Origin of the sequence: Dongia rigui (assembly GCF_034044635.1) — a bacterium.
GTDB classification, from domain to species: domain Bacteria; phylum Pseudomonadota; class Alphaproteobacteria; order Dongiales; family Dongiaceae; genus Dongia; species Dongia rigui.
In genome coordinates this window covers 77,504-100,066 of record NZ_JAXCLX010000003.1, presented here as the reverse complement: position 1 = coordinate 100,066, position 22,563 = coordinate 77,504, and the positions used below count along the sequence as shown (strand labels likewise).

At 62.5% G+C, this 22,563-nt stretch carries 22 protein-coding genes and 1 tRNA gene; 18 read left to right on the top strand and 5 right to left on the bottom strand.

What is annotated here, in order from left to right; all coding sequences use genetic code 11:
* The first annotated feature begins 132 nt into the window (after positions 1-132).
* The 5 genes from SMD31_RS16190 to SMD31_RS16170 all read left to right on the top strand — a co-directional run bounded on the left by SMD31_RS16190 (position 133) and on the right by SMD31_RS16170 (position 3,876).
* Positions 133-396, top strand: coding sequence for a glycine zipper domain-containing protein (locus SMD31_RS16190; RefSeq protein WP_320501955.1), 264 nt, complete (start codon positions 133-135; stop codon positions 394-396).
* A gap of 103 nt (positions 397-499) precedes the next feature.
* Positions 500-1,003: a Dps family protein gene (locus SMD31_RS16185; RefSeq protein WP_320501954.1), complete on the top strand. Its 504-nt coding sequence runs from the start codon at positions 500-502 to the stop codon at positions 1,001-1,003.
* A 66-nt stretch (positions 1,004-1,069) separates the two neighbouring features.
* A complete protein-coding gene (locus tag SMD31_RS16180; protein ID WP_320501953.1) occupies positions 1,070-1,285 on the top strand; it encodes a CsbD family protein in 216 nt (71 codons plus the stop codon).
* Positions 1,286-1,406: 121 nt separating this feature from the next.
* Positions 1,407-3,329 carry an AsmA family protein gene (locus SMD31_RS16175; RefSeq protein WP_320501952.1) on the top strand — a complete coding sequence of 641 codons (1,923 nt, stop codon included), beginning with the start codon at positions 1,407-1,409 and terminating at the stop codon, positions 3,327-3,329.
* Positions 3,330-3,483: 154 nt separating this feature from the next.
* Positions 3,484-3,876: a GFA family protein gene (locus SMD31_RS16170; protein ID WP_320501951.1), complete on the top strand. Its 393-nt coding sequence runs from the start codon at positions 3,484-3,486 to the stop codon at positions 3,874-3,876.
* Positions 3,877-3,918: 42 nt separating this feature from the next.
* Here SMD31_RS16170 and SMD31_RS16165 read toward each other — a convergent pair.
* Positions 3,919-3,993 (bottom strand) — tRNA-Val (locus SMD31_RS16165).
* Between the two features lie 208 nt (positions 3,994-4,201).
* Here SMD31_RS16165 and SMD31_RS16160 point away from each other — a divergent pair.
* The gene (locus SMD31_RS16160) at positions 4,202-5,020 is read left to right on the top strand and encodes a DUF3108 domain-containing protein (protein WP_320501950.1); all 819 of its coding nucleotides are present in this window, start codon (positions 4,202-4,204) and stop codon (positions 5,018-5,020) included.
* Here the strand turns inward: SMD31_RS16160 and gph are convergent.
* Positions 5,011-5,691 carry a phosphoglycolate phosphatase gene (gene gph / locus SMD31_RS16155; protein ID WP_320501949.1) on the bottom strand — a complete coding sequence of 227 codons (681 nt, stop codon included), beginning with the start codon at positions 5,689-5,691 and terminating at the stop codon, positions 5,011-5,013. The two genes, SMD31_RS16160 and gph, sit on opposite strands and share 10 nt — an antisense overlap.
* A gap of 178 nt (positions 5,692-5,869) precedes the next feature.
* Between gph and glmU the strand changes: the two genes are divergently transcribed.
* Together glmU and glmS are read left to right on the top strand one after the other, a co-directional pair.
* Positions 5,870-7,237: a bifunctional UDP-N-acetylglucosamine diphosphorylase/glucosamine-1-phosphate N-acetyltransferase GlmU gene (glmU, locus tag SMD31_RS16150; RefSeq protein WP_320501948.1), complete on the top strand. Its 1,368-nt coding sequence runs from the start codon at positions 5,870-5,872 to the stop codon at positions 7,235-7,237.
* A gap of 33 nt (positions 7,238-7,270) precedes the next feature.
* Positions 7,271-9,091: a glutamine--fructose-6-phosphate transaminase (isomerizing) gene (gene glmS / locus SMD31_RS16145; protein ID WP_320501947.1), complete on the top strand. Its 1,821-nt coding sequence runs from the start codon at positions 7,271-7,273 to the stop codon at positions 9,089-9,091.
* Positions 9,092-9,110: 19 nt separating this feature from the next.
* On the opposite strand, the gene SMD31_RS16140 is transcribed toward glmS, so the two are convergent.
* Positions 9,111-12,041, bottom strand: a complete 2,931-nt coding sequence (locus SMD31_RS16140) for a PAS domain-containing protein (protein WP_320501946.1) — start codon at positions 12,039-12,041, stop codon at positions 9,111-9,113.
* A 414-nt stretch (positions 12,042-12,455) separates the two neighbouring features.
* Positions 12,456-13,004, bottom strand: coding sequence for a hypothetical protein (locus SMD31_RS16135; protein ID WP_320501945.1), 549 nt, complete (start codon positions 13,002-13,004; stop codon positions 12,456-12,458).
* 167 nt (positions 13,005-13,171) lie between these two features.
* Here SMD31_RS16135 and SMD31_RS16130 point away from each other — a divergent pair, with 167 nt between their 5' ends.
* The 10 genes from SMD31_RS16130 (at position 13,172) to SMD31_RS16085 (ending at position 21,525) form a co-directional block, all read left to right on the top strand.
* Complete coding sequence (locus SMD31_RS16130) at positions 13,172-13,651, top strand: Lrp/AsnC family transcriptional regulator (RefSeq protein ID WP_320501944.1); 480 nt, start codon at positions 13,172-13,174, stop codon at positions 13,649-13,651.
* Positions 13,652-13,655: 4 nt separating this feature from the next.
* On the top strand, positions 13,656-14,327 hold the full coding sequence (locus SMD31_RS16125) for a LysE family translocator (RefSeq protein WP_320501943.1): 672 nt from the start codon (positions 13,656-13,658) through the stop codon (positions 14,325-14,327).
* A 106-nt stretch (positions 14,328-14,433) separates the two neighbouring features.
* Entirely contained in the window at positions 14,434-14,721 is a 288-nt protein-coding gene (gene gatC, locus SMD31_RS16120) for an Asp-tRNA(Asn)/Glu-tRNA(Gln) amidotransferase subunit GatC (protein WP_320501942.1), read from the top strand.
* Between the two features lie 11 nt (positions 14,722-14,732).
* Positions 14,733-16,205 carry an Asp-tRNA(Asn)/Glu-tRNA(Gln) amidotransferase subunit GatA gene (gene gatA, locus SMD31_RS16115; protein WP_320501941.1) on the top strand — a complete coding sequence of 491 codons (1,473 nt, stop codon included), beginning with the start codon at positions 14,733-14,735 and terminating at the stop codon, positions 16,203-16,205.
* 4 nt (positions 16,206-16,209) lie between these two features.
* Complete coding sequence (gatB, locus tag SMD31_RS16110) at positions 16,210-17,685, top strand: Asp-tRNA(Asn)/Glu-tRNA(Gln) amidotransferase subunit GatB (protein ID WP_320501940.1); 1,476 nt, start codon at positions 16,210-16,212, stop codon at positions 17,683-17,685.
* A gap of 109 nt (positions 17,686-17,794) precedes the next feature.
* The gene (locus tag SMD31_RS16105) at positions 17,795-18,736 is read left to right on the top strand and encodes a hypothetical protein (RefSeq protein WP_320501939.1); all 942 of its coding nucleotides are present in this window, start codon (positions 17,795-17,797) and stop codon (positions 18,734-18,736) included.
* 100 nt (positions 18,737-18,836) lie between these two features.
* Positions 18,837-19,847 carry a sterol desaturase family protein gene (locus tag SMD31_RS16100; protein ID WP_320501938.1) on the top strand — a complete coding sequence of 337 codons (1,011 nt, stop codon included), beginning with the start codon at positions 18,837-18,839 and terminating at the stop codon, positions 19,845-19,847.
* On the top strand, positions 19,844-20,638 hold the full coding sequence (locus SMD31_RS16095) for a creatininase family protein (RefSeq protein WP_320501937.1): 795 nt from the start codon (positions 19,844-19,846) through the stop codon (positions 20,636-20,638). Before SMD31_RS16100 ends, SMD31_RS16095 begins: the two co-directional genes overlap by 4 nt.
* Positions 20,639-20,773: 135 nt before the next feature.
* The gene (locus SMD31_RS16090; protein ID WP_320501936.1) at positions 20,774-21,184 is read left to right on the top strand and encodes a hypothetical protein; all 411 of its coding nucleotides are present in this window, start codon (positions 20,774-20,776) and stop codon (positions 21,182-21,184) included.
* Entirely contained in the window at positions 21,181-21,525 is a 345-nt protein-coding gene (locus tag SMD31_RS16085; RefSeq protein ID WP_320501935.1) for a hypothetical protein, read from the top strand. The genes SMD31_RS16090 and SMD31_RS16085 overlap by 4 nt, the downstream gene beginning before the upstream one ends.
* A gap of 8 nt (positions 21,526-21,533) precedes the next feature.
* Here the strand turns inward: SMD31_RS16085 and SMD31_RS16080 are convergent, their stop codons facing one another.
* On the bottom strand, positions 21,534-22,409 hold the full coding sequence (locus tag SMD31_RS16080; RefSeq protein WP_320501934.1) for an alpha/beta fold hydrolase: 876 nt from the start codon (positions 22,407-22,409) through the stop codon (positions 21,534-21,536).
* Positions 22,410-22,563: the final 154 nt, after the last annotated feature.

The following is a 22,563-nucleotide window of genomic DNA, read 5'->3' as shown; positions in this document are numbered from 1 at the left end:
ATCACCTGGAACCGGGTGGATTGTATCATTCCTCATGACTTCTCACCCGACAGTCCCTTTCGGAGCAACCAATACACCATCGAGGCATTTATGGAGGCAGACGCCCTTAAATCAAAAGATGGAGTTAATCCGATGACGAATTTTTCCACGGCCCGACCCAATGTCCAGAACGTCCAGGATGGCGTCCAGCGCGCCGTTCACGATGCCGGCGATGTTCTGCGCGACAAGGCCGCCCAGGCCAGTGAAGCCCTGAAAGAGGGCACCGAACGGGTTCAGGCCGAAGCTGGTGCTATGGCCCGCAAGGCCGGTGAACGGGTGTCGGAACGACCGCTCACGACGCTTGCAGCCACGCTCGCGGTGGGTGCCATTGCCGGCTACCTGATCGGGCGCCGATAGGTATGTCTCAGGAACCAGAGATCATCTGGTTCATTTAAACGATAAGCGTCGCAGCACCGTGGGCTGCGACGCTTTCCCCGTCACATAAGAAGGAGTCGGACCGATGAGTGCTCAAGCACTGCAGGCGAAAGCGCATGTCGAAAACGTGAAGACCGGCATCCAGAACGCCGACCGCAAAGCCGTCGCCGACGGTGTGGCGCGCGCCTTGGCTGATACCTATGCGCTCTATGTGAAGACGCAAGGGTTTCACTGGAATGTCGTCGGCGCCCATTTCTATGGCCTGCACAAATTGACCGAGGCCCAATACGAAGAATTGGGCGGGGCGATTGACGGGATAGCCGAACGCATTCGCGCATTGGGCTATCCGGCACCGGCCAGTTTCGGGCAATTTGCCAAGTTGACACAGATCGAAGATGCGGATGGTACCCAGGCGGGCGAGATCATGATCAAGGCGCTGGTGGCCGATCATGAAGCCGTGGCTCGCTCCTTCCGCGAAACCATTGATCTGGCCGATGGTGCTGGCGATGCAGCGACCGCCGACCTGCTGACCAGCAGATTGCATGAGCATGAAAAGGCCGTGTGGATGCTGCGTGCATTGCTCGATTGAGCGGAACCGAATCAAACAGCGCGTGTTTCTTACACGTGTTCCATTTCTTACTGGAAGGAGAGACCCATGAACCAGGATCAGATCGCCGGCAATTGGAAGCAGCTCAAGGGCAAAGTGAAGGAACAGTGGGGCAAACTCACTGACGACGACATCACCAAGCTCGAAGGCCACCAGGACCAGTTGGTGGGCAAGATTCAAGAGCGCTACGGCATTGCCCGCGAAGAAGCGCAGAAGCAGATCGATACCTTCCGCGCCAGCAACAAGGATCTGTGGCCGAACTAAACCAACCGGTCATTGATAGGCGAGACGGCCCGCGCCACCCAGGCGCGGGCCGTTGTCATTTGGGGAACTTCGGGCAGACCTGACGACTTGGTCTTCTGTCTTTCTCCGCAAGGAGGCGCATGTGCGAAGGGCGTTGAAGATCCTCGGTATTGTTTGCGGCAGCACGATTGGTGTTCTGCTGGGGGCAGTTGCTGCGGGATACGCGCTGCTGCAATCGGACTTCCTGCGCCACGAGGCACAGAGCCGGGTGGGTGCGGCGATCGGACGCGAGACGACAATCGGCGGTACGCAGATCGATTGGGGCTGGACGACCCATGTGCGCCTCAGCGATGTCAGGATCGCCAATGCGTCATGGTCGAAACAGCCCTACATGCTGGAAGCGCGGATGATCGATTTCCAGCTGCGTCTTGCGCCCCTTTTGACCGGCGCATTCGAGTTTCCCGAGATTACCCTGGATCGACCCAAGATTGTGCTGGAGCGCGCCAAGGATGGCCGCGGCAACTGGAGTTTCGGCGAAAGCCCTGGCCTTGCGACAGCGGCAGAGATCGCGGCGCCGGATGAGCGCGACGAGGCGCCGATCATTGACAAGTTCGTCGTCACCAGGGGCAAGCTGACCTATCTCGATCACCAGAAGGATCTGGCGCTGAACGGCGATTTGCGGCTCGGCGCCGGCGAGGCGGAGGCGCGGGACCGGACCGAATTCCAGGCCGACGGCACCTTGGAAGGCAAGCCCATCAAAGTCGCCTTTACCGGCGGCTCCGTCGCGTTGCTGCAGGACACGTCGAAACCCTATCCACTCAAGCTCGTCATCGATTACGGCCAGACCGCCATCGACATCGACGGCCATGTCGACGACCCATTCCAACTCGCCGGTGTTGACTTGCAGATGAAACTGAAAGGGCCTGACCTCTCTGAAATCTTCCCTATCCTTGGCGTACCTGCACCATCCACGCCGCCATACAGTCTTAAGGGGCATCTCACGCACAAAGGCGATGCCTGGCAGCTGCAGAACATGACCGGTATCGTCGGTGACAGCGACCTCAGCGGCGACGTGAAGATCGACTATGGCCCCAAGCGCCCCATGCTCACGGCGGATTTGACGTCAAAGGTGCTCGATTTTGATGACCTCGGTCCGCTCATCGGCATCCCTCCGGCCACGGAAGGAAACGAATCGGCCTCGGCCCAGCAGGAGAAAATCGCCAAGCAACTTGAAGCCCAGGGCGAGCTGTTCCCCGATCTCCAACTCAAGACCGAGAAGCTGCGGGTCATGGACATGGACGTAACGCTCAAGGCCAAGAAGGTCATTGCCGAGAACTACCTGCCGGTGCAATCCCTAGATGGTCATGTCAGCATCGACAACGGGCGCGCGGTGCTGGATCCCTTCAAGATGGGCTTGGCCAACGGCGTCGTGCAAGGATCGATGATCCTGGATGCAAAGGCCGATCGCCCGCGGGTCGAAGCCGATCTAGCGCTGTCCAATCTCGATCTCAAGACGTTCTTCAAGGGCTCGCCTTATGTCGATACGACCGACGGCAAGATCCATGCCCGGGTAAAGTTGAAGGGCAACGGAAAGTCCCTGGCGGATGTCATGGGCACGGGCGAGGGCGATATCCGGCTGGGCATGAAAGGCGGTGCCATCAGTTGGCTGCTGGTGGAACTCGCTGGCCTCGATATCGGCCAGGCCCTCATCCTCTATGTGACGGACGACGAACGCGTCCCCATCCGCTGCGGCGCCGGTCGCATCGCGCTCGATAAAGGCGTGGCAACCCTCGATCGGTTCATCGTCGACACGACGGATTCGGTGCTCTACTTTCGCGGCGACGCCAATTTGAAGTCGCAGGCCATCAACATCGAAATCGAAGCCGATGCCAAGGATTTCAGCCTGCTCGACATCGACGCCCCGATCGAATTGCGGGGAAAGATCCGCAAGCCGGAAATCTCCATCGGCAAGGGCGTGCCCATTCCGCTGATCGAGCCCGGCGACGCGGTGGATGTCTCCTGCAGCAGCCTGCTCAGTTCGGTCACGGGCGACGCCCAGGATTGAGCGGCGGCGATATGGATCCATCCATCGTCTCTGCTGCAGCCAGGTCAGATACCGTTCACATGCGACTCGTGGGGGCGGCTGCGGTGGCGTGGTTGCAATCCTGCCGCCCGTCATTCAGAACAGGCGAACGGTCTCAATGCGGAGGAGTTGCAGCATGGAGCGGTTCACCGGCGGTTGCCTGTGCGGCAAGGTGCGGTTTGCGGCGTCGGGGCGCCCTTACCGAGTGGGACTTTGTCACTGTCTGGATTGTCGCAAGCACCATGGTGCGCTCTTCCACGCTTCCGCGATCTTTCCTGACAGCGCGGTTACGGTTGCTGGCGAAACACGCGATTATGCGGGGCGGTTTTTCTGCCCCCATTGCGGATCGTCCGTCTTCGCGCGCAGTGGCGACGAAATCGAGGTGAATCTGGGGTCCCTGGATGCGCCCGATCAATTGAGGCCGACCTACGAACTCTGGACCGTGCGCCGCGAAGCCTGGTTGCCCCCGTTTCCGCTCACGCGCCATTATGAGCGCGATCGCGCTGACAACGGCCGCCACGAGCCATAGAATTCGACTGCGAGATAATAATGAGGTTTTTCAGCGGGGTAATGGTGGGTGCGACAGGGATTGAACCTGTGACCCCTACCGTGTGAAGGTAGTGCTCTCCCGCTGAGCTACGCACCCGCCGTGGCCGTAACGCGGCCGGTCAGGATCCGATCCGCTGGCGTCTGGGCGCGTTGTTTAGCCTTCGCCTCAACCTGTGTCAATTCAAACCGCCGCATCGACTAGGACTCCGGTCACGGTGACGTGAGGCGGGGGCGCTGCCCTTGACAGAAGGGTGCAAGCAGCCGAGTTGATGATGACCGCCCGCCCTGATCCTTAAGGTGATTCAATGCGTTACTTTTCGATGCCGCTCCTGGCCGGCCTTGCCGCGCTGGGCCTCGCCATGGCCGGCCTTGCGGTCCTCAACGCACCCGCCCGGGCGGCGCGGCCGGTCACACTGACCTATGCCGGCTACATGGCCGGGCTGCCGGTCTTCTCCCTGACCACCACGGTGTCGCTGCCGGCCGGGACCGTCCCCGGCAATGGCGGCTACAGCATTGCCGCCGATGGGCAGACCGCCGGCAATTTCCGCATGCTCTACCCCTATCAGGCGAGCGTGAAGGCGAATGGGGCGCTTGCCGGCCAGAAGGCTGCGCCGCAACGGTTCCAATCCGTCTCCCAGGTCATGGGGCGGCAGGAAGCGGTGACGCTCACCTATGGCAGCGGTGGCAAGGTTGGCATCAACGCGCAGCCGCTCACCCGCCAGGCGCAAGAGGCAGCGGCGCAGGGCTTTGCCAACGGCACCATGGATCCAGCGAGCGCTGTCGTCGGCCTGGTGGCGCATTTTGCCAAGACCCATCAATGCGAGGGAACCTACAAGCTGTTCGACGGCGTCCGCCGCTACGACCTCACCCTCGCGCAGGGCGGCTTTGTCGACCTCGCTCCGTTGCAACAATCCTATTACGACGGATCGGCGACGGAATGCCGGGCGGAGCCGCAACTGTTGCAGGGCTTCTCCAACGTCGCCCAGCAATCGCAATTCTATCCGCAATCGGCGCGCCTTTGGCTGGCGCCGGCGGTGGAGGGGTTGCCCGCCATCCCCGTGCGGATCGAGGCGCAGAATGCGCTGGGTGTGATGGTGCTGGACCTGGTCAGCGTTCAGCCTTGATCGATCTTGCCCAGCAATGCCGGCAAATCGGCAAAGCGCGCAATCTCGTGATAGGCGCCCTGTTCAGCGCGGTCGGCGGGCCGGCCATAGCCTGACGGGATGATCACGCCAGGGACGCCGCCGGCCTTGGCGGTGGCTAGGTCGGTGTGGCTGTCGCCGATCATCACGGCGGTTTCTGCAGCACATGCAGGATCGCCGCCGGACTGCGCGATGGCCGCCAGCAGCGGCTCCTTGGCCGGTTTGCGTTCCTTAAGCGTGTCCCCGCCGATCACGGCCTGAAAGAGGACCGAGAGCCCGAAGTGATCGAGCACCACGCGCGTGGCGACGCTCGGCTTGTTGGTGCAGAGCGATAAATGCCGCCCCTCGCGCCGGAAGGTTTCCAGAATCTCGCGAACCCCGGGATAAAGCACCGTCCGGTTGGTCGAGGCGGCTTCATAGATCGTCTTGAAGCGCGGCATCAGTTCCGCCGCTTCGTGGGGCAGGCCCGAGGCGTTCAAGGCGCGGGCGAGCAGGACGGGAGCGCCATCGCCGATCATGGTCTTGATGTCGCCGAGCGGCAGGGCGGGCCTGCCCAGTTCCCCCAGCAATGCATTGACCGCGTCGGCGATATCGGGCGCCGAATCGATCAACGTGCCATCGAGGTCGAACACCAGGAATTGCCGCCACGCCATAATTCCGCCCTTTTCACCCGTATTTTTGGACCACAAGTCAGGCCGATGCCCGGCATCGAACTGCGGGGATTGGATTGCGGGGGGTGGATATGGCATTTTCCCCCGCATCGCAAGTGGGGGGCCGCCGCCCGGACCAGGTTGTCCCGGCACCGGCCGGTATCAGGATCGAGTTGTTCTCATGACCGCCAAATCGCCATCGACCGCCGCCATCATCCTTGCCGCTGGCAAGGGTACGCGCATGAAATCGGCCTTGCCCAAGGTCATGCACCGGATCGCCGGGCGGACGATGGTGGGCCATGTCCTCGACAATCTGGCGCCGCTCGGCGCGTCGCCGCAGGTGGTGGTGGTGGCGCCGGGCATGACGCAGGTGGTGGCCGAAGTCTCGCCCCTGCCGACGGCGATCCAGCACGACCAGTTGGGCACAGGCCACGCCGTCGGCTGCGCGCGTGAAGCCCTGCCCAGCTTCGATGGCACCGTCCTGGTGCTCTATGGCGACAGCCCGTTCATCGCGACCGCGACGCTCAAGGCGCTGGTCGCGCGCCGCGCGGGTACCGACAATCCGGCGGTCGTCGTGCTCGGCATGCGGCCGCGGGACCCGGCCAAATATGGCCGCCTCATCCTCGACCAGGCCGGCATGCTTGAGCGCATCGTCGAATGGAAGGACGCAAGCGAAGATGAGCGCACCGTCACCTTGTGCAATTCAGGTGTCATGGCGATCGACGGCAAGGTGCTGTGGTCGCTCGTCGACCGCGTTGAAAACAAGAATGCCAAGGGCGAATACTACCTGACTGACATCGTCGAACTGGCGCGCCGCGACGGCCGCGCCTGTGCCGTGGTCGAAGCGCCCGAAGCGGAGCTGATGGGCGTCAACAGTCGCGCCGAATTGGCAATTGCGGAAGGCCTGTTCCAGGATATCCGCCGCGCCCATGCCATGGACGAAGGCGCCACCTTGATCGATCCCAAATCCGTCTTCTTCGCCGCCGATACCAAACTTGGCCGCGACGTCATCATCGGCCCCAACGTCGTCTTCGGTGCCGGCGTCGAGGTCGCGGACGATGTCGAGATCCGCGCCTTTTCGCATATCGAAGGTGCCAGGATCGCCAGCGGCGCCATCATCGGCCCCTTTGCCAGATTGCGCCCCGGTACCGAGATCGGTGAACAGGCCCATGTCGGCAATTTCGTCGAGATCAAGAATAGCGTGCTGGGGGAAGGTGCGAAGGCCAATCACCTAAGCTATCTTGGCGATGCCGATATCGGCGCCAAGGCCAATATCGGCGCCGGGACCATCACCTGCAATTACGATGGCTATGTGAAGGCGCGCACAATCATCGGTGCCGACGCCTTCATCGGTTCGAATTCCGCATTGGTGGCGCCGGTCAGGGTCGGTGATGGCGCCATCGTCGGCGCCGGCAGCGTCATCACGCGCGATGTCGATGCCGATGCCATTGCTGTCTCGCGCGCGGAACAAGTTTCGCGCAGCGGCCGCGCCCGCGACTACCGGGCGCAGCGGCAGAAGCTCAAACAGGACAAGGCGGCGCGCAAGTAAGGCGCCGGAATATCAGGCAGGAGTTAAAAGTTCATGTGCGGTATCGTCGGTATCATCGGCAAGGCCGAAGTTGCACCCTTGCTGTTCGACGGACTGAAGCGCCTCGAATATCGCGGCTATGACTCAGCGGGCATCGCAACATTGGTCGATGGCCACATTGAGCGTCGTCGTGCCGAAGGCAAGCTCGGGAATCTTGGCGCGGTGCTGGAGAAGCAGCCGCTTGAAGGCACCATCGGCATCGGTCACACGCGCTGGGCGACGCATGGCCGCCCGTCGGAAAACAACGCCCATCCGCATGCGACCGACAAGGTCGCCATCGTGCACAACGGGATCATCGAGAACTTCCAGGAACTGCGCGAAGAACTCAGTGCGCTCGGCAAGAAGTTCACCACGGATACGGATACCGAGACCGTGGCCCATCTGCTGACGCATTATCTCGAGCATGGCCATTCCCCGGAACAGGCGATGGAACGTGCCATGGGCCGTCTGCACGGCGCCTTTTCATTGGCCATCCTCTTCGCCGACCGGCCCGACATCATCGTCGGCGCCCGCCGCGGTTCGCCCCTGGCCGTGGGCTATGGCGATGGCGAGATGTTCCTAGGCTCCGATGCGATGGCGCTGGCGCCCTTCACCAACCGCATCTGCTATCTTGAGGAGGATGATTGGGCGGTTCTCTCGATGGATGGCGCCGTCATCTATAACGACGGCCGTCGCGTCAACCGCGAGGTGAAGCAGACGGCGCTCTCAGGTGCGCTGATCGGGAAGGGTAACTATCGCCATTTCATGATGAAGGAAATCGCCGAGCAACCGACGGTGATCGGCGACACGCTGCAGGCCTTCATGAATCCGCTGGAGCGTCGTATCCAGCTCCCCAATCTGCCGATCGACCTTGCCAAGATCAGCCGGCTCACGATCGTGGCCTGCGGCACGGCGCATCTGGCTGGCTTCGTCGCCAAATACTGGCTGGAAAGCATCGCCCGGCTGCCGGTCGATCTCGATGTTGCGTCTGAATTTCGCTATCGGCAGGCGCCGATGGATCCCAACGGGGCCATGTTGGTCATCTCGCAATCCGGCGAGACGGCAGATACGCTGGCGGCGCTTCGCTATGCCAAGTCGCTCGGCCAGAAAGTGATCTCTGTGCTCAACGTGCCGGAAAGCACGATTGGCCGGGAAAGCGATCTGGTCCTGCATACCTTGGCCGGACCGGAAATCGGTGTCGCCTCGACCAAAGCCTTCTCAACCCAGCTGGTCGTCCTCGCCTGCCTTGCGCTGGCGACGGCGCGGGCGCGTGGTGCCATTGATGCGGCACGCGAAGCGGCCTTGTCGGCCGCACTGACCGAGGTCCCGGCACGGGTGGCCGAAATCCTCAATCATGATGCGCATTTGAAGGAAATCGCCCTCAAGGTCGCGGAAGCCCGCGACGTGCTGTTCCTGGGGCGCGGCACCTCCTACCCGATCGCGCTGGAAGGCGCGCTGAAGCTGAAGGAAATTTCCTATATCCATGCCGAGGGCTATGCCGCCGGCGAGATGAAGCATGGTCCGATTGCGCTGATCGACGAGAATGTGCCCGTCATCGTCGTGGCGCCGACGGATGAACTCTTCGACAAGACATTCTCGAACCTGCAGGAGGTCATGGCGCGCGGTGGGCGGGTCGTGTTCCTGTCCGATGCCGATGGTGTGCGCAAGCTGGGCAATCAGGCGATGGCGGTGGTGGAACTGCCCAAGGTCGACCCATTCGTGGCGCCGATCCTCTATACCATCCCCGTGCAGCTCCTCGCCTATCACGCAGCGATCGCCAAGGGCACGGATGTCGATCAGCCGCGCAATCTTGCCAAGAGTGTCACCGTTGAATAGCCGGTTGGTTGGCTAGGTCTCAGCGCGTATTTTCGGACAGCACCCGCTCCGGCGGGAAGATCATGATGACGCGCGTACCGGCACCCGGCGCGCTGGTGATTTCAAGCCGACCGCCATGCATGTGCATCAGGCGCCGGCTGATAGCGAGGCCCAGCCCCACGCCGCCATAGCGGCGCGACAGGCTCGATTCCCCTTGCGCAAATGGCTTGCCGAGCTGCGGCAGCAGCTTGGGGTCGATGCCCTTGCCGGTGTCCGAGACGGCGACGAGGAGGCCGGCATCGGCATCGCTGGTGGCCGTGATCGTAACGCGGCCATGGCGCGGCGTGAATTTCAACGCATTCGACAGCAGATTGCCGAGAACCTGTTTGAAGGCGCGTTCCTCGCCGACCAGGTCCGGCAAGCGACCGGTCTCGTCGACCGACAGGGCAATGCCGTCGCGCTGTGCCTGGGCCGTGAAATGGCGCGCGGTGTCATGGATGGCCGCTTTGACGTCGAACGGGAATTCCTGCAGATAGCGGTCACCGCTTTCGATGCGCGACATTTCCAGAAGGTCGCCGATGATTTCCAGCAGATGCCTGCCGCTGCTGCGGATGGCATCGATGCTTTCGGCATAGGCGGCCGGGATCGGCCCCATGATCTGCTGCGCCAGCACGTCGGAAAAGCCGATGACGGCGTTGAGCGGTGTGCGCAACTCGTGGCTCATATTGGCCAGGAACTCGGTCTTGGCCCGGTCGGCCATCTCGGCGCGGATGCGCGCCTGGTTGAGAGCCTGCTCGCGGGCCTTGAGATCGGTGATGTCGAGGATGATGCCTTCGAGGCGAACGAGCTTGCCGTCGCTGTCCAACTGGGCCTCGCCTTGTTGCCGCACCACCTTGATGCTGCCATCGGCCAGCACGACACGATGCTCGATCTGGAAAGGTGCTGGATTGGCGACGGTTCGCTCCATGTCCTCAATCAGGCGCTGGCGATCCTCCGGATGGACGTAGCTCAGCATGAGATCGACGGAGAAGGGCGTTCTGCCGGGCTCCAGGCCGAAGATACGATAGACTTCGTCGGAACAGGTGACCTCGCCGGTGGCGATGACGCGCGCCCAATTGCCGACATGCGAGATGCGCTGGGCGTTGGCGAGGCTTTGATGGGCGCGGCGCAGGCCGGCCTCGGCATTCTTGCGTTCGCTGATGTCCTGGATGACGCCGAAGGCGCCGACGACGCGGCCTTGGTCGTCCTTGATGTTCTCTGCCAGCGAACGCAGCCAGATCTCGCTGCCATCCGGCCGCCGCAGGCGGTAATCGAGATCATAGCTCTGGCGGCGGCCATCACGCAGTTCCGCAAGCGCCCGCATCAGGCGCAACCGGTCATCGGGATGCGGAAAGCGATGCTCAAAGCTGCCGTCGAGCATTGCCGCTTCGGCGCTGGCGCTGTCGATCCCGCTAATGGTCGCTGCTTCCTTTGACCAGATGGCGCTCTTGATGATGCCACTGTCGTCCTGCGGCTCGATCAGCCAGGACCAATAGCCAAGGCGCGCCAGATGGTGCGCCGCTTCAAGCTGGTATTCCTTGTCGCGCAGGGCCAGCTCGCCGCGCCGCATGTCGGTGATATCAAGTATAAGCCCGGTCGCATGCAGCGCATTGCCTGCGGCATCGCGCTCACGCACGGCAACCGAGCGCAGGATGCGTTCGCCGCGGGTGGGGTGCAGATAGGTGTATTCCAGCGTGTACTGGTCGACATTGCCGCTGCGGAAACGCAGCATCGTGGCGACGACCCGCGCGCGGTCGTTCTCGTGCACATAGCGGCGGCAGAATTGCTCGGTGTCGATGGCGCGCATTTCCGCTTCGCTGATGCCGCTCACCGCCTGCGCTTCGGCCGAATAGCGATAGCGGCTGGCTGGAAGATTGGGCGATTGCAGCGGAAAGCCGGATTCGTCCCAGAACCAATAGCCGATCCCGGCGAGCCTATGGGCGGCAATCAGGATGGCTTGCACCTGGAGTGCCGCCAGTTCGGCGCGGCGCAGCTCGGTCAGATCCTGGACGATGCCGGTAAGCTCGGTGATATCGCCATTGCCATCGCGCAGCTTCTCGGAGATCACGCGAATATGGCGATAGTCGCCATTGGCGCGGCGGATGCGGTAATCCTGCGACAGCTGATCGCCCGGGCCCTTCAGGAAATCGTGATAGACCTGCATCGCGGCATCGCGATCCTCGGGGTGAATGAGGGCGGCGTAGGCGGCATCTTCGCCGTCATTGAGCGTCTCGAGGGTGACTTCAAAAATGTCGGCCGCCTCGGCGCTGTAAATGTAGCGTCCGACTGAATCGTCCACGATGCCGGGGCCGATGTCGCGCTCGGGCAGCCAGGTCCAGTGGGCCAGCCGGGCGATGCGATGGGCGCGCTGCAGGGCACTGGCCGCGCGTTCCGAACGGGATTCGGAATGGCGCAGGTCGGTGATGTCGAGGCCAGCCGCGACGATCGCCTTCAACTGGCCGCCCCGGTCGCGGATATCGGAACACGTCCATCGCAGCAGGCGCCGCTCGCCGCCCTTCGTGATCCAGTGGTTCTGATTGCTGCGCGGGAACGCTTCGCCACTGTTCACGTCGATGGCGCGGGCGACCGAGGCGCGTTCTTCCGCCGGCACGAATTGGCGCCACAACTGCGGATTGGCAAGCTCGGTCATCGAATAGCCGGAAAGATCGGCGCAGGCCTTGTTGTAGCGGATGAGGCGGCCGCGCGGGTCCGTGATGACCAGAAGCGCGGGTGCCTGGTCGATCACCGCGTCGGCAAGGATCTGGGGTGCGACTTCAGCGGCAAGCCCATGGGAACGGCGCTGGTGCAGGAAGGCTGCAACCGTCCCGGCCACAGCCACGGCGGCGACACTGACCAGGTTCGCCGTGGTCAATTCGCCCCGCCATTGCAGCCAGCCGAGGCCGGCCAGCGTGGTACTGGCCAGCAGCAGCAACCCAGCTGCCCCGGCGCGTCCGGACCCCTGCGCCCCCCCGAGCGCCGGTTCCGTCAAATGCTCTGTCGTGGCAACGCCGCGCCCCCTTGCAAGAACTTGCAATCGATCTGGTTAAGTGAGGGGCGTGGCCCGGCAGCCCCCGGTCCACACCCCCCTTATAGCCCGTGACTCATCCACGGGCTGTAATACCCGCTCCGACACATTACCTAAATCCTAACACGAAAAGTATCATCTTAACTTTCTGTTAACCAACATAAACATTCAGCAACCGCACACTATTTGAGAACAGTTTGTGGATTTTGTGGAATTGCATGCGCTGTCACGCGTCCCAAAGACGCGCAAATGCTCAAGAATCGGTCGCCGCGGGGCGCCGACTGATTATCGAGATATATTGTATATCAGTAGCTTATCGGTCTAGACGCCGAGGCAGGGACTGACGCCGTTCAGCTGCAGGTGGGCATCATTGCCGGGCGCGGTCTTGGTCGAGGAGGAGGCGAGATAGGGAGCCTTGTCGGCCCCGAAGGCCACGAACTGGATCCCGCCATTGGGCCGCAGGAACATGACGAAGCAATTGGGCGCCCCGTCCCGATAGTTGGGATAGGCGTAGCAGACCTCGCCCTGGTCGACCCACCATTTGCCGGGATAGGTGCAGCCCTTCTCGAAATAGGCCGTCCGCCCGTCCGCCAGATGATACTCGATCCAATCCTCGCCATCGTAATAGCGGCCATAGATGGTGAGTTCGCTGAGCTTCTTCTTGATCTCCGCGGCGTCGGTCACGGCGACGGCATCGGGCGCCAAGTCACCGGGCGCCAAGTCACCGGGCACCTCAGGCGCCGGCTGCTCCAGATCATTCGGCGTTTCCGCAAAAGCCGGGGCTAAGGGTAAGAGGGCAGCCGCCAGCATCTGCGCCAGCGCGGCAATATAGGACAACTGTCGCAAGGCAGGTGCGAGGCGCATGGTCACGTCGTTTCTCCCCGGCGGTGTAAAGGGCGGCGTAGGTCTAGGCTCTGGGGCCCAAAGGCGACCTGATTTTGGCACAGATCGGGCAGGAGTGCATATCCTGTCGAATTGCATGCGTTGACATCGCTATTATTCCGAATACTATGCGGAAATTATGAGCTTTCGTCGGAATGATCGCTGTGCTGGACGAGATCGACCGAAATATCGTCGCGATGATGCAGGTGGATGCGACCCTCGCCTATGCCGATCTCGGCGAGCGCGTGGGGCTGTCGGCCTCTACGATCAACGACCGCCTGAAGCGCCTGCGCGCCAAGGGGGTCATCCGCCGCGTCAGTGCGGAAATCGACCCGCATGCGCTGGGGCTGGACCTCATGGTCATCGTCCTGGTCGAGGTGACCGGGCGGGCCGAGGAACTGGCCTTCATCACCGCGATGCAGGCGGTCCCAGCCGTCATGGAATGCCACCATGTCGCCGGCGAGTTCTCCTATCTCCTGAAGGTTCGCGTTGCCTCGACCGCAGCCTATGAGCATTTTCTCGATCGGCATCTGAAGACCCTGGCCGGCATCCGCCGCACGCAGAGCCTCATTGCGCTATCCAGCGCCAAGGACAGCCGTGTCTTGCCGAGCCAGGCGCCGGCCGAGATGGGCTGACCTCATGGAACTGCTGACCTGGCATATCCCGCTCATCGTGAAGGGCATCATCATCGGCTTTGCCGTGGCGGCACCCGTCGGGCCGATCGGGATGCTGTGCATTCGCCTCACCCTCGAAAAGGACCGCGCTGCGGGCTTTTGCGGCGGGTTGGGTGCTGCCGTGGCGGATACGATCTTCGCGGCCGTCGGCGCCTTGGCGCTCATTGGCGCGTTCGGGCTTACCTCGGGTGCCCGTTCGATCGAGGCCTATCGCAGCTGGCTTGAACTGGGCGGCGGTCTGTTCCTGGTGGCCTTCGGTGTGCATCTGGGGTTGAAGCGACCGGTCATCGCCGCCAGCGATGAAGAAGTGCCGCAGACCCTGCTCGCCGATTTCCTGCGCACCACCGTGCTGACGCTGGCCAACCCGTCGACCATCCTCTCCTTCATCGGCATCTTCGCCGGCGCCTCGGTCCTGTCGCGGCTCAATCTCGCCGATGTCCCGGAACTGATCCTGGGGGTCTTCCTCGGGTCGGCCGGCTGGTGGCTGACCCTTGCCGTCGGTGTCGGTTTCATCCGGCATATGATTTCGGAAGCCGTCTTCATCTGGCTCAACCGCATCGCCGGCGGCCTGCTCGTTGCCTTCGGCTTCGTCACCCTCATTCACCTGGCCGTCGGCTATTTTTCCGGCGGCCAATGAGGCTACCGGACGCCCGTGCCGGGATGGTTGCCCCGGCTGGGGTCGGATGCTAGTTTCCGGCCCGATTTAGCCGTTTTTTCCGCAAAGATTGGACTGATCCCACGCCATGTCATTGGACAGCAAGACCGTCGCCCATATCGCCACTCTGGCCCGCATCCGGGTGCCCGAGGCCGATCTTCCCGGCCTCGCCAGCGAGCTTTCCGGCATCATGACCTGGATCGAGCAATTGAACGAAGTGAACACCAAGGGCGTCGAGCCCATGTCGGGTGTGGCGGCGCGCGACCTGCCGCGCCGGGCCGACGTGGTCAATGACGGCGGCGACCCGAACAAGGTGCTGGCCAACGCGCCGGAGCCGGCCCATGGCTTCTTCACTGTCCCCAAAGTGGTCGAGTGAGGAGCAAGCCCATGACCGATTTGACGCATCTTACCGTCGCTGACGCTCTTGATGGTCTTGCCGCCAAGAAATTCTCGGCGCGCGAACTTACCGACGCGCATCTCAAGAAGATGGCGGCGCTGAAGAAGCTCAACGCCTACATCACCGAGACGCCGGACAAGGCACTGGCGCAGGCCGATGCCTCCGACAAGCGTCGTGCCGCCGGCGGCAAGATCGGCGCGCTCGACGGCATTCCGCTCGGCATCAAGGATCTGTTCTGCACCGAAGGGGTCCAGACGACGGCCGGCTCGCACATTCTCGAAGGCTTCAAGCCGACCTATGAATCGACGGTGACGAAGAACCTCTTCGATGCCGGCGCTGTCATGCTGGGCAAGCTCAATCTCGACGAATTCGCGATGGGCTCCAGCAACAAGACCTCCTATTACGGCAATGTCATCAACCCGTGGAAGCGCCAGGGTGACAGCACGGATCTGGTGCCTGGCGGCTCGTCGGGTGGGTCCTCGGCCGCTGTTGCGGCACGCATCGCCATGGCCGCCACCGGCACCGATACCGGTGGCTCGATCCGTCAGCCAGCAGCCCTCACCGGCACCGTCGGCATCAAGCCGACCTATGGTCGTTGCTCGCGCTGGGGCATCGTCGCGTTTGCCTCCTCGCTCGATCAGGCGGGGCCGATCGCGCGTTCGGTCGAAGACTGCGCCATCATGCTGGGCGCCATGGCCGGGCATGACCCGAAGGATTCAACCTCGGTCGAAATGGCCGTACCGGATTTTCGCAAGGGCCTCACCGGCAACATCAAGGGCCTGCGCGTCGGCATCCCCAAGGAATATCGCGTCGACGGCATGTCGCAGGAGATCAGCGATCTCTGGGCCAAGGGTGCCGAATGGCTGAAGGAGCAGGGCGCCGAGATCAAGGAGATCTCGCTGCCGCACACCAAATACGCGTTGCCGACCTATTACATCATCGCCCCCGCAGAAGCCTCGTCTAACCTCGCCCGCTATGACGGCGTTCGTTTCGGCCTGCGCGTGCCGGGCAACAGCCTTGACGAGATGTACGAGCTGACCCGCGCTGCCGGCTTCGGCAAGGAAGTGAAGCGCCGCATCCTCATCGGCACCTATGTGCTCTCCGCCGGCTATTACGACGCCTATTATCTGCAGGCGCAGAAGGTGCGTGCGCTGATCCTCAAGGACTTCACCGACGCCTTCAAGGATGTCGACGTGATTCTGACACCGTCGACCCCCTCGGCGGCCTTTGGCTTCAACGAGAATGAGGGCGACCCGGTGCAGATGTATCTGCAGGACGTCTTCACCGTGACCGTGAACCTCGCTGGGTTGCCCGGTATCTCGGTGCCGGCCGGCCTCGACAGCAAAGGCCTGCCCTTGGGCCTGCAGATGATCGGCCGTGCCTTTGACGAGGAGACCCTGCTGCGTTCGGCGCAGGTCCTCGAACGCGCCGCCCATTTCACCGCTCTGCCGGCGGGAGTGTAAGACGATGACGGATACGATGATCAACGAGAAGAACCTGATCGAAGGCCGCACCGGCAAATGGGAGGTGGTACTCGGCCTCGAAGTCCATGCCCAGGTGACGTCGCATTCGAAACTGTTCTCAGGGGCTGCCACCGATTTCGGTGCCGAGCCCAACACCCAGGTCAGCCTGGTCGATGCCGGCTTCCCCGGCATGCTGCCGGTGATCAACCAGATCTGCGTCGAGCAGGCGGTGAAGACCGGCCTTGGCCTCAAGGCACAGATCAACCTGACCTCGGTTTTCGACCGCAAGAACTATTTCTATGCCGATCTGCCGAATGGCTATCAGATCAGCCAGTTCCTGCAGCCGATCGTCGGCAAGGGCACCATCGTGCTCGATCTGGCTGAAGGCGAGCATCGCGAAGTCGGCATCACGCGCCTGCATCTTGAGCAGGATGCGGGCAAGAGCCTCCATGACCAGCATCCCTCGAAGACCTATGTCGATCTCAATCGCGCCGGTGTCGCGTTGATGGAGATCGTCTCGGAACCCGACATGCGTTCATCGGAGGAAGCCGCAGCCTATTTGAAGAAGCTGCGCTCGATCCTGCGATATCTGGGCACCTGCGACGGCAACATGGACGAAGGCTCCATGCGCTGCGACGTCAACGTCTCGGTGCGCAAGGTCGGCGGTCCCTTGGGCACGCGTTGCGAGATCAAGAACGTGAACTCGATCCGCTATGTCGCTGCCGCCATCGAACACGAAGCGCGCCGCCAGATCGAGGTGATCGAGGAAGGTGGCAGCATCCGCCAGGAAACGCGCCTGTGGGATCCGGGCAAAGGCATGACACGTGCCATGCGCTCGAAGGAGCAGGCGCATGATTACCGTTACTTCCCGGACCCCGATTTGCTGCCGTTGAAGCTGGACGCCGCCTGGGTGGAAAGCCTCAAGGCCGGCTTGCCGGAACTGCCGGACGCCAAGCGTGCGCGCTTCGTGAAGGATCTGGGCCTATCCGATTACGATGCTGGCGTGCTGGTGTCGGAAAAGGAATCCGCCGATTTCTACGAACTGGCGGCAAAGGGCCATGACCCCAAGCTCACTGCCAACTGGTTGACCTCTGAATTGTTCGGCCGCCTCAACGCGGTCGGCAAGTCGATCACGGAAAGCCCGGTCTCCGCCAAGGCGCTGGGTGAACTCGTCGGCCTCATCGAAGACAACACGATCTCGGGCCGCATCGCCAAGGACGTCTTTACCGAGATGTTCGAAACCGGCAAATCCGCTGCCGCCATCGTCGACGAAAAGGGCCTGCGCCAGGTACTCGATACCGGCGCCATCGACGCCGAGATCGACAAGATCATGGCTGCCAATGCCGACAAGGTCGCCGAATACCGCGGCGGCAAGGACAAGCTGTTCGGCTTCTTCGTCGGTCAGGTCATGCGTGCCATGGGCGGCAAGGCCAACCCGGCGATGCTCAATGAAAGGCTGAAATCCAAGCTGGCTGGGTAGTTTCTGCCCGGCAATTTTTGCCCACCTCTAGGTAAATCCTGCCTATTTTGGGCCTCAACCCCCTGTGCGATACTTCTCCTAAGAAGTACGCGCAGTGCGGGTGTGGCCGATGGGCGTCAGTAGCGGCATCTTCAATATCATCCAGCGCGGGCAACTCCGTCTGACCGCGACGGAGGCGATGCGCGCCACCGCCACCCAGGGCAACAAGCAACCGTCCGAGGGCAGCACCAATCCGCTGACCTGGTCGCTCAAAAAGAACGAAAGCGCCGTTGCGGCCTATTGGCGGCTGGCGCCGGATTCGGCTGCCAGGAACGCGCCGCGCCAGGATGTCGTCAAGCGTCTCGAAAAAATGGCGGATGACGACAACAAGGACATCGCCGCAGAGAAGATGCGCCAGGCCAAATCCAAGCTGGAGGGCCTGCGCCGGCAATTGCAGATGCTGGCGGCAACCGGTGACGTGAAACAGTTGCGACGTATCGCCGCCGAAGCGGCGAGCCTGGCGCGTGAGATCGGCGCAGCCGCCCGCAGCATGGCCCAGGGAGTCGGCGCCGGGAGTGCCTCGAGCGATGCGGCGCCTGCGCAGGCGACGGCAAGTGCCGCCAATGCCGCCGTGCAAGCCGCTTCGAGCGAGGGGAATACGGAAAGTGCGCCGCCTGCTGCCGGCACGGCATCGTCGGTTACCGGCGCCGTCGCGGACGGGAGCGACCGCGAGCAATCCTTCAAGGCGCTGCACGCCCTCACCAGCGAGGCGCGCAGTGCCGTGGTCCAGGCGAAGGGGATCATTGCCCAGGCGGCGCAGATGGCCCGCTCTCGCCGCAAGAGCGCCGATGGGGATGAGGATCGCTACTTCCGTCAATTGCAGGAAGTGGCGGATGACGCTCTGGCGGAAATCGATGCCGGCCAACGCGAAGCCCTCAATATGCTGCTCAATCCCCAGAGCGATGGCGCATTGGGCGAGCTGACAACGGCCATTTCCAGCTCGACGCTCACCATCTCATTGTCGGTTGAGGCGATGGTGACGACGGACACCCATATCGAAATCGTCACCTAGGGTCGGTCGCCCAGGATCCGTCGGGTGCGGCCGTTCGCCCCACAGCGCCGATCATGCGGCGTTTGCACTTTCTTCACCAACTCGCCCATAATCTCCGGCGATGGAGATTTGGCGCAATTTCTGGCCTGAACTCAAGGCGTTGCTCGCTGAGCCGGTGCGTTACTTCACCGACCCTGGCGAGCGCGTCTTCGTGCTCTATCTGGCCACCGCCTTGGCCTGTGCCATCGTGGTCTACGTGGTGGCGCGCTGGCGCGACCCGGCGCGCACGCCCGACCGGATTCTGGCCTATCTATTTCCGCGTCGCGTCTTCCTTCACCCGTCGGCGAAGGCCGACTATGCCTTCTTCATCGTCGACCGGATTCTGTCTTTCCTCTTCATTCCGTTCTTCGTCATCCTGGTGCCGATGGTCGGCGGCCCGGTCTATCGTCTGCTGGTAGCCTTATTCGGTGAACCGGCCCAGCCGCTCCTCGCACCCGGCATGGCGACCAATCTGCTGGTGACGCTTCTATCCGTGCTGGCGGTCGACTTCGCCTTGTGGTGGATTCATTACCTGCATCATCGCATCCCGGTCCTGTGGGAGTTCCACAAGGTGCACCATTCCGCCGAGGTGATGACGCCGCTCACCGCCTATCGCATGCATCCGGTCGAGATCATCCTCAATCTCAACCTCACCGGTATCGTCAGTGGCGTCATGATCGCGCTCTTCCAGTACTTCACGTCGCATTCCGCCGTCATCTACACCGTGGTCGGCGTCGACATCATCACCTTCCTGTTCCTGCTGTTCGGATTCAATCTGCGCCACTCGCATATTCCGATGGCCTACCCGCGCAGCCTCAGTCACATCCTTGTCAGCCCGTGGATGCACCAGGTGCACCATTCCTGCGAGAAGCGGCATATCGACAAGAATATGGGCTTCATCTTCGCCATCTGGGACTGGGCCTTCGGCACGCTCTACGTGCCAAGGCGGGGCGAGACGTTTGCGCTAGGTCTCGACAGCGGCGAAGCCCCGAAATTCCATTCCGTCCTCGCCATGTATTGGCGGCCGTTCCGAAACATCATCAGCCGCCTCGGTCACGAGGACGCGGCGGATTCATCGCCGAAATCGCCATGACCTTTGCCCGCAACGCGGTGCTTCTGCTGCTGCTCTCGGCCGCCCTGCCGGCCAGTGCCCAATCCGCGGCACCGGTCGAACTTGAACAATTGACCAGCCCAGAGGTGGCGGCCCTGCAACAGCATGGCTGGGACACCATCATCATCCCGACCGGCGGCACGGAACAGAATGGCCCGCAGCTGACGCTCGGCAAGCACAATATCATCATGCGTTACACCGCAGGTGAGATCGCCAAGCGCCTCGGCCATACCCTGGTGGCGCCGATCCTTGCCTATGTGCCCGAAGGCAATATCGATCCGCCGGAAGGGCATATGCAGTCACCCGGCACAATCAGCCTGCCGGAACCGGTCTTTGCCGCGGTGGTGGAAGCGGCCGCCCGGTCATTCATCGCGACCGGCTTCAAGACGGTGCTGCTGATCGGCGATTCCGGCCCCAACCAGGCCCCGCAGGAAGCCGTGGCGGCCAAGCTCGGGGCGGAATTCGCCACAGCCGGCATCCATGTCATTGCGGTGACGGATTACTATGCGGCCAACGGCCAGGTCGATTGGCTCCGCGCTGCTGGCCAAACCGAGGCCGATATCGGCGTCCATGCCGGCATCCGGGAGACGTCCGAGCTGCTGGCAATCGACCCCAGCGCCGTGCGCCGGGAGCTTCTGACGGCCGCAACCACCTGGCCCGAAATGGCCGGCCGTCCCGATCATGCCAAGGCGGAATGGGGGCGGCGCCTGCTGGACCTGAAGATCGAGGCGGCCCTCCGCCAGATCCGGCGCCTGCGTGGCCAATCTGAATGACCGGCAGGGCTGAATGACCGGCAGGGCCGGAATAACGCGCCGGCCCTGATCGTAATGTTGTGTTAACTAATTTCTGGCGTAAAATAGGGAAGTTACGGGAATCCTTGAGCCTTTGGCTGGGGAAGGGGACAGACCATGCCGTGGATTTCGCCTTTAAGAGTGATGGGACTGGGTGCCTTGCTGGGAGCCGGCCTGCTGACCGGTTGTGGCGGGCGCATGGCCAATCCGACGCCGGAAGTCTCAATCTACGACCGTTACTTGACCTGCGATCAGATCCAGGCCGAAGTCGAACAGAATTACGAGGCGCAATCCGCCTTGGCGCGCGAACACGCCTGGGCCGACGAAAAGAACGACATGATCATGGGCCTGTCGCTGGCTTTCCCGCCGGGCTGGTTCGCCGTCGATCGGACCGTCGAGGAAGATTACCCGAACGCCCCGCAGGATATCGACGGCCTCGCTTTGGGCGATCGCAATCGGCACATCATCGCGCTGGCCAAGGACAAGGGCTGCTGGCCCAACCCGCAGGTCTGGAGCCCCGCATCATGACTCGCCTCCTTCTCACGGCGTCCCTGCTGTCGCTGGCGCTGCTTGGCGCCTGTGGCGGCGAGGTGCCCAAGCTCACCCAGGTGGTCCGGCCGACCGACAACCAGATGAGCTGCATGGATCTGCTGCGGGAAACCGAACAAAACAATCTTGAAATCGCGCGGCTTGTGGACCGGGACGACCAGGTGCATCGGCGCAATATCCATTACACCGTCGTTGACGGCGTCATGTTTCCACCTGCCATGCTGACATTGGATCTGCGCGACCAGGCGGCCAAGGAACGAAGCACCGTTGTGGCGCGCAACAAGCGCCTCGTCGAATTGGCCGATATGAAGGGCTGCTGACCCCTCCCTCAGGTCAGCATGAACTGGCGCAGCCTGGCGACAATCTGATCGGGAATTTCCTCGGGGATGAAATGCCCCGATTGCACCCGTTCCGCCGTCACCTTCTTCGCCCAGCGCTGCCACTGCTTCAGCGGATCCCGCTTTTCGTCAATGAACGTGCCTGAATAGAAGGCAAGCGTCGGGCATTCGATCATGCGACCGGCCTTGAGGTCTGCCAAGTCATGGTTGTCGTCGATCGTGGCCCCGGCGCGGTAATCGGCACAGGTCGCGGCAATGACCTCCGGCCGGCGGAAGCAACGCTTGTACTCGGTCATGATGTCATCGGGGAAGGCCGCCATGTCGCCCGCCCAGTGACGGATGATCCATTCCAGCCAGTAATCCGGATCCGCGCCGATCAAACGTTCGGGCAACCCGTTCGGTTGGGCGAGGAACCCCCAGTGAAAGGTGCCGAGCGAAAAATTCTTGTCGGCCTGCTCCCAATAGGTGGCGGTCGGCACGATATCGAGTGGCACCAGGCGGTGGATGCGGTCCGGGTAGTCCAGCGCCAGGCGATAGGCGACGCGGGCGCCGCGGTCATGGCCGATCACCGAGAATTTCTCGAAGCCCAGCATCTTCATGATCTCGACCACTTCGGCCGCCATCTGCCGCTTCGAATAATTGCTGGAATCCGGCAAAGGGGCGGGGGCGGCGCTGTCGCCATAGCCTTTGAGGTCGAGGCAAATCACTGACATCGAGCGCGCCAGCTGCGGGGCAAGATGGCGCCAGATGATGTGGGTCTGCGGATAGCCGTGCAGCAGCACCACGGGGCTGCCTTCGCCGCCCTTGATGACCTTGAAACTGAGGTCGTTGAGCTGAACCTGCCAGCGGCTGAAGCCGTCGAACATGCTGCCATTCCCCAAGTTTTGCGCGTGGAATTGACCTTAAGCGGGCTGATTTCGGCCCACTTTCTTCTGCCACGGAAGGGATTAGACTGTGCCCCGCGATTCCCGGTCAACCCCTCCCAGGATTGCTGTCACAGATCGGCTTTCCAGGGTCATT

Coding starts and splice junctions, on each gene's coding strand:
- SMD31_RS16185 (WP_320501954.1), top strand. CDS start 500: ATGAGTGCTCAAGCACTGCAGGCGAAAGCGCATGTCGAAAACGTGAAG.
- SMD31_RS16105 (WP_320501939.1), top strand. CDS start 17,795: ATGGGCGTCAGTAGCGGCATCTTCAATATCATCCAGCGCGGGCAACTC.
- SMD31_RS16190 (WP_320501955.1), top strand. CDS start 133: ATGACGAATTTTTCCACGGCCCGACCCAATGTCCAGAACGTCCAGGAT.
- SMD31_RS16090 (WP_320501936.1), top strand. CDS start 20,774: ATGCCGTGGATTTCGCCTTTAAGAGTGATGGGACTGGGTGCCTTGCTG.
- glmS (WP_320501947.1), top strand. CDS start 7,271: ATGTGCGGTATCGTCGGTATCATCGGCAAGGCCGAAGTTGCACCCTTG.
- SMD31_RS16095 (WP_320501937.1), top strand. CDS start 19,844: ATGACCTTTGCCCGCAACGCGGTGCTTCTGCTGCTGCTCTCGGCCGCC.
- SMD31_RS16180 (WP_320501953.1), top strand. CDS start 1,070: ATGAACCAGGATCAGATCGCCGGCAATTGGAAGCAGCTCAAGGGCAAA.
- gatB (WP_320501940.1), top strand. CDS start 16,210: ATGACGGATACGATGATCAACGAGAAGAACCTGATCGAAGGCCGCACC.
- glmU (WP_320501948.1), top strand. CDS start 5,870: ATGACCGCCAAATCGCCATCGACCGCCGCCATCATCCTTGCCGCTGGC.
- SMD31_RS16170 (WP_320501951.1), top strand. CDS start 3,484: ATGGAGCGGTTCACCGGCGGTTGCCTGTGCGGCAAGGTGCGGTTTGCG.
- SMD31_RS16100 (WP_320501938.1), top strand. CDS start 18,837: ATGGAGATTTGGCGCAATTTCTGGCCTGAACTCAAGGCGTTGCTCGCT.
- SMD31_RS16160 (WP_320501950.1), top strand. CDS start 4,202: ATGCGTTACTTTTCGATGCCGCTCCTGGCCGGCCTTGCCGCGCTGGGC.
- gatC (WP_320501942.1), top strand. CDS start 14,434: ATGTCATTGGACAGCAAGACCGTCGCCCATATCGCCACTCTGGCCCGC.
- SMD31_RS16080 (WP_320501934.1), bottom strand. CDS start 22,409: ATGTTCGACGGCTTCAGCCGCTGGCAGGTTCAGCTCAACGACCTCAGT.
- gph (WP_320501949.1), bottom strand. CDS start 5,691: ATGGCGTGGCGGCAATTCCTGGTGTTCGACCTCGATGGCACGTTGATC.
- SMD31_RS16125 (WP_320501943.1), top strand. CDS start 13,656: ATGGAACTGCTGACCTGGCATATCCCGCTCATCGTGAAGGGCATCATC.
- gatA (WP_320501941.1), top strand. CDS start 14,733: ATGACCGATTTGACGCATCTTACCGTCGCTGACGCTCTTGATGGTCTT.
- SMD31_RS16130 (WP_320501944.1), top strand. CDS start 13,172: ATGATCGCTGTGCTGGACGAGATCGACCGAAATATCGTCGCGATGATG.
- SMD31_RS16085 (WP_320501935.1), top strand. CDS start 21,181: ATGACTCGCCTCCTTCTCACGGCGTCCCTGCTGTCGCTGGCGCTGCTT.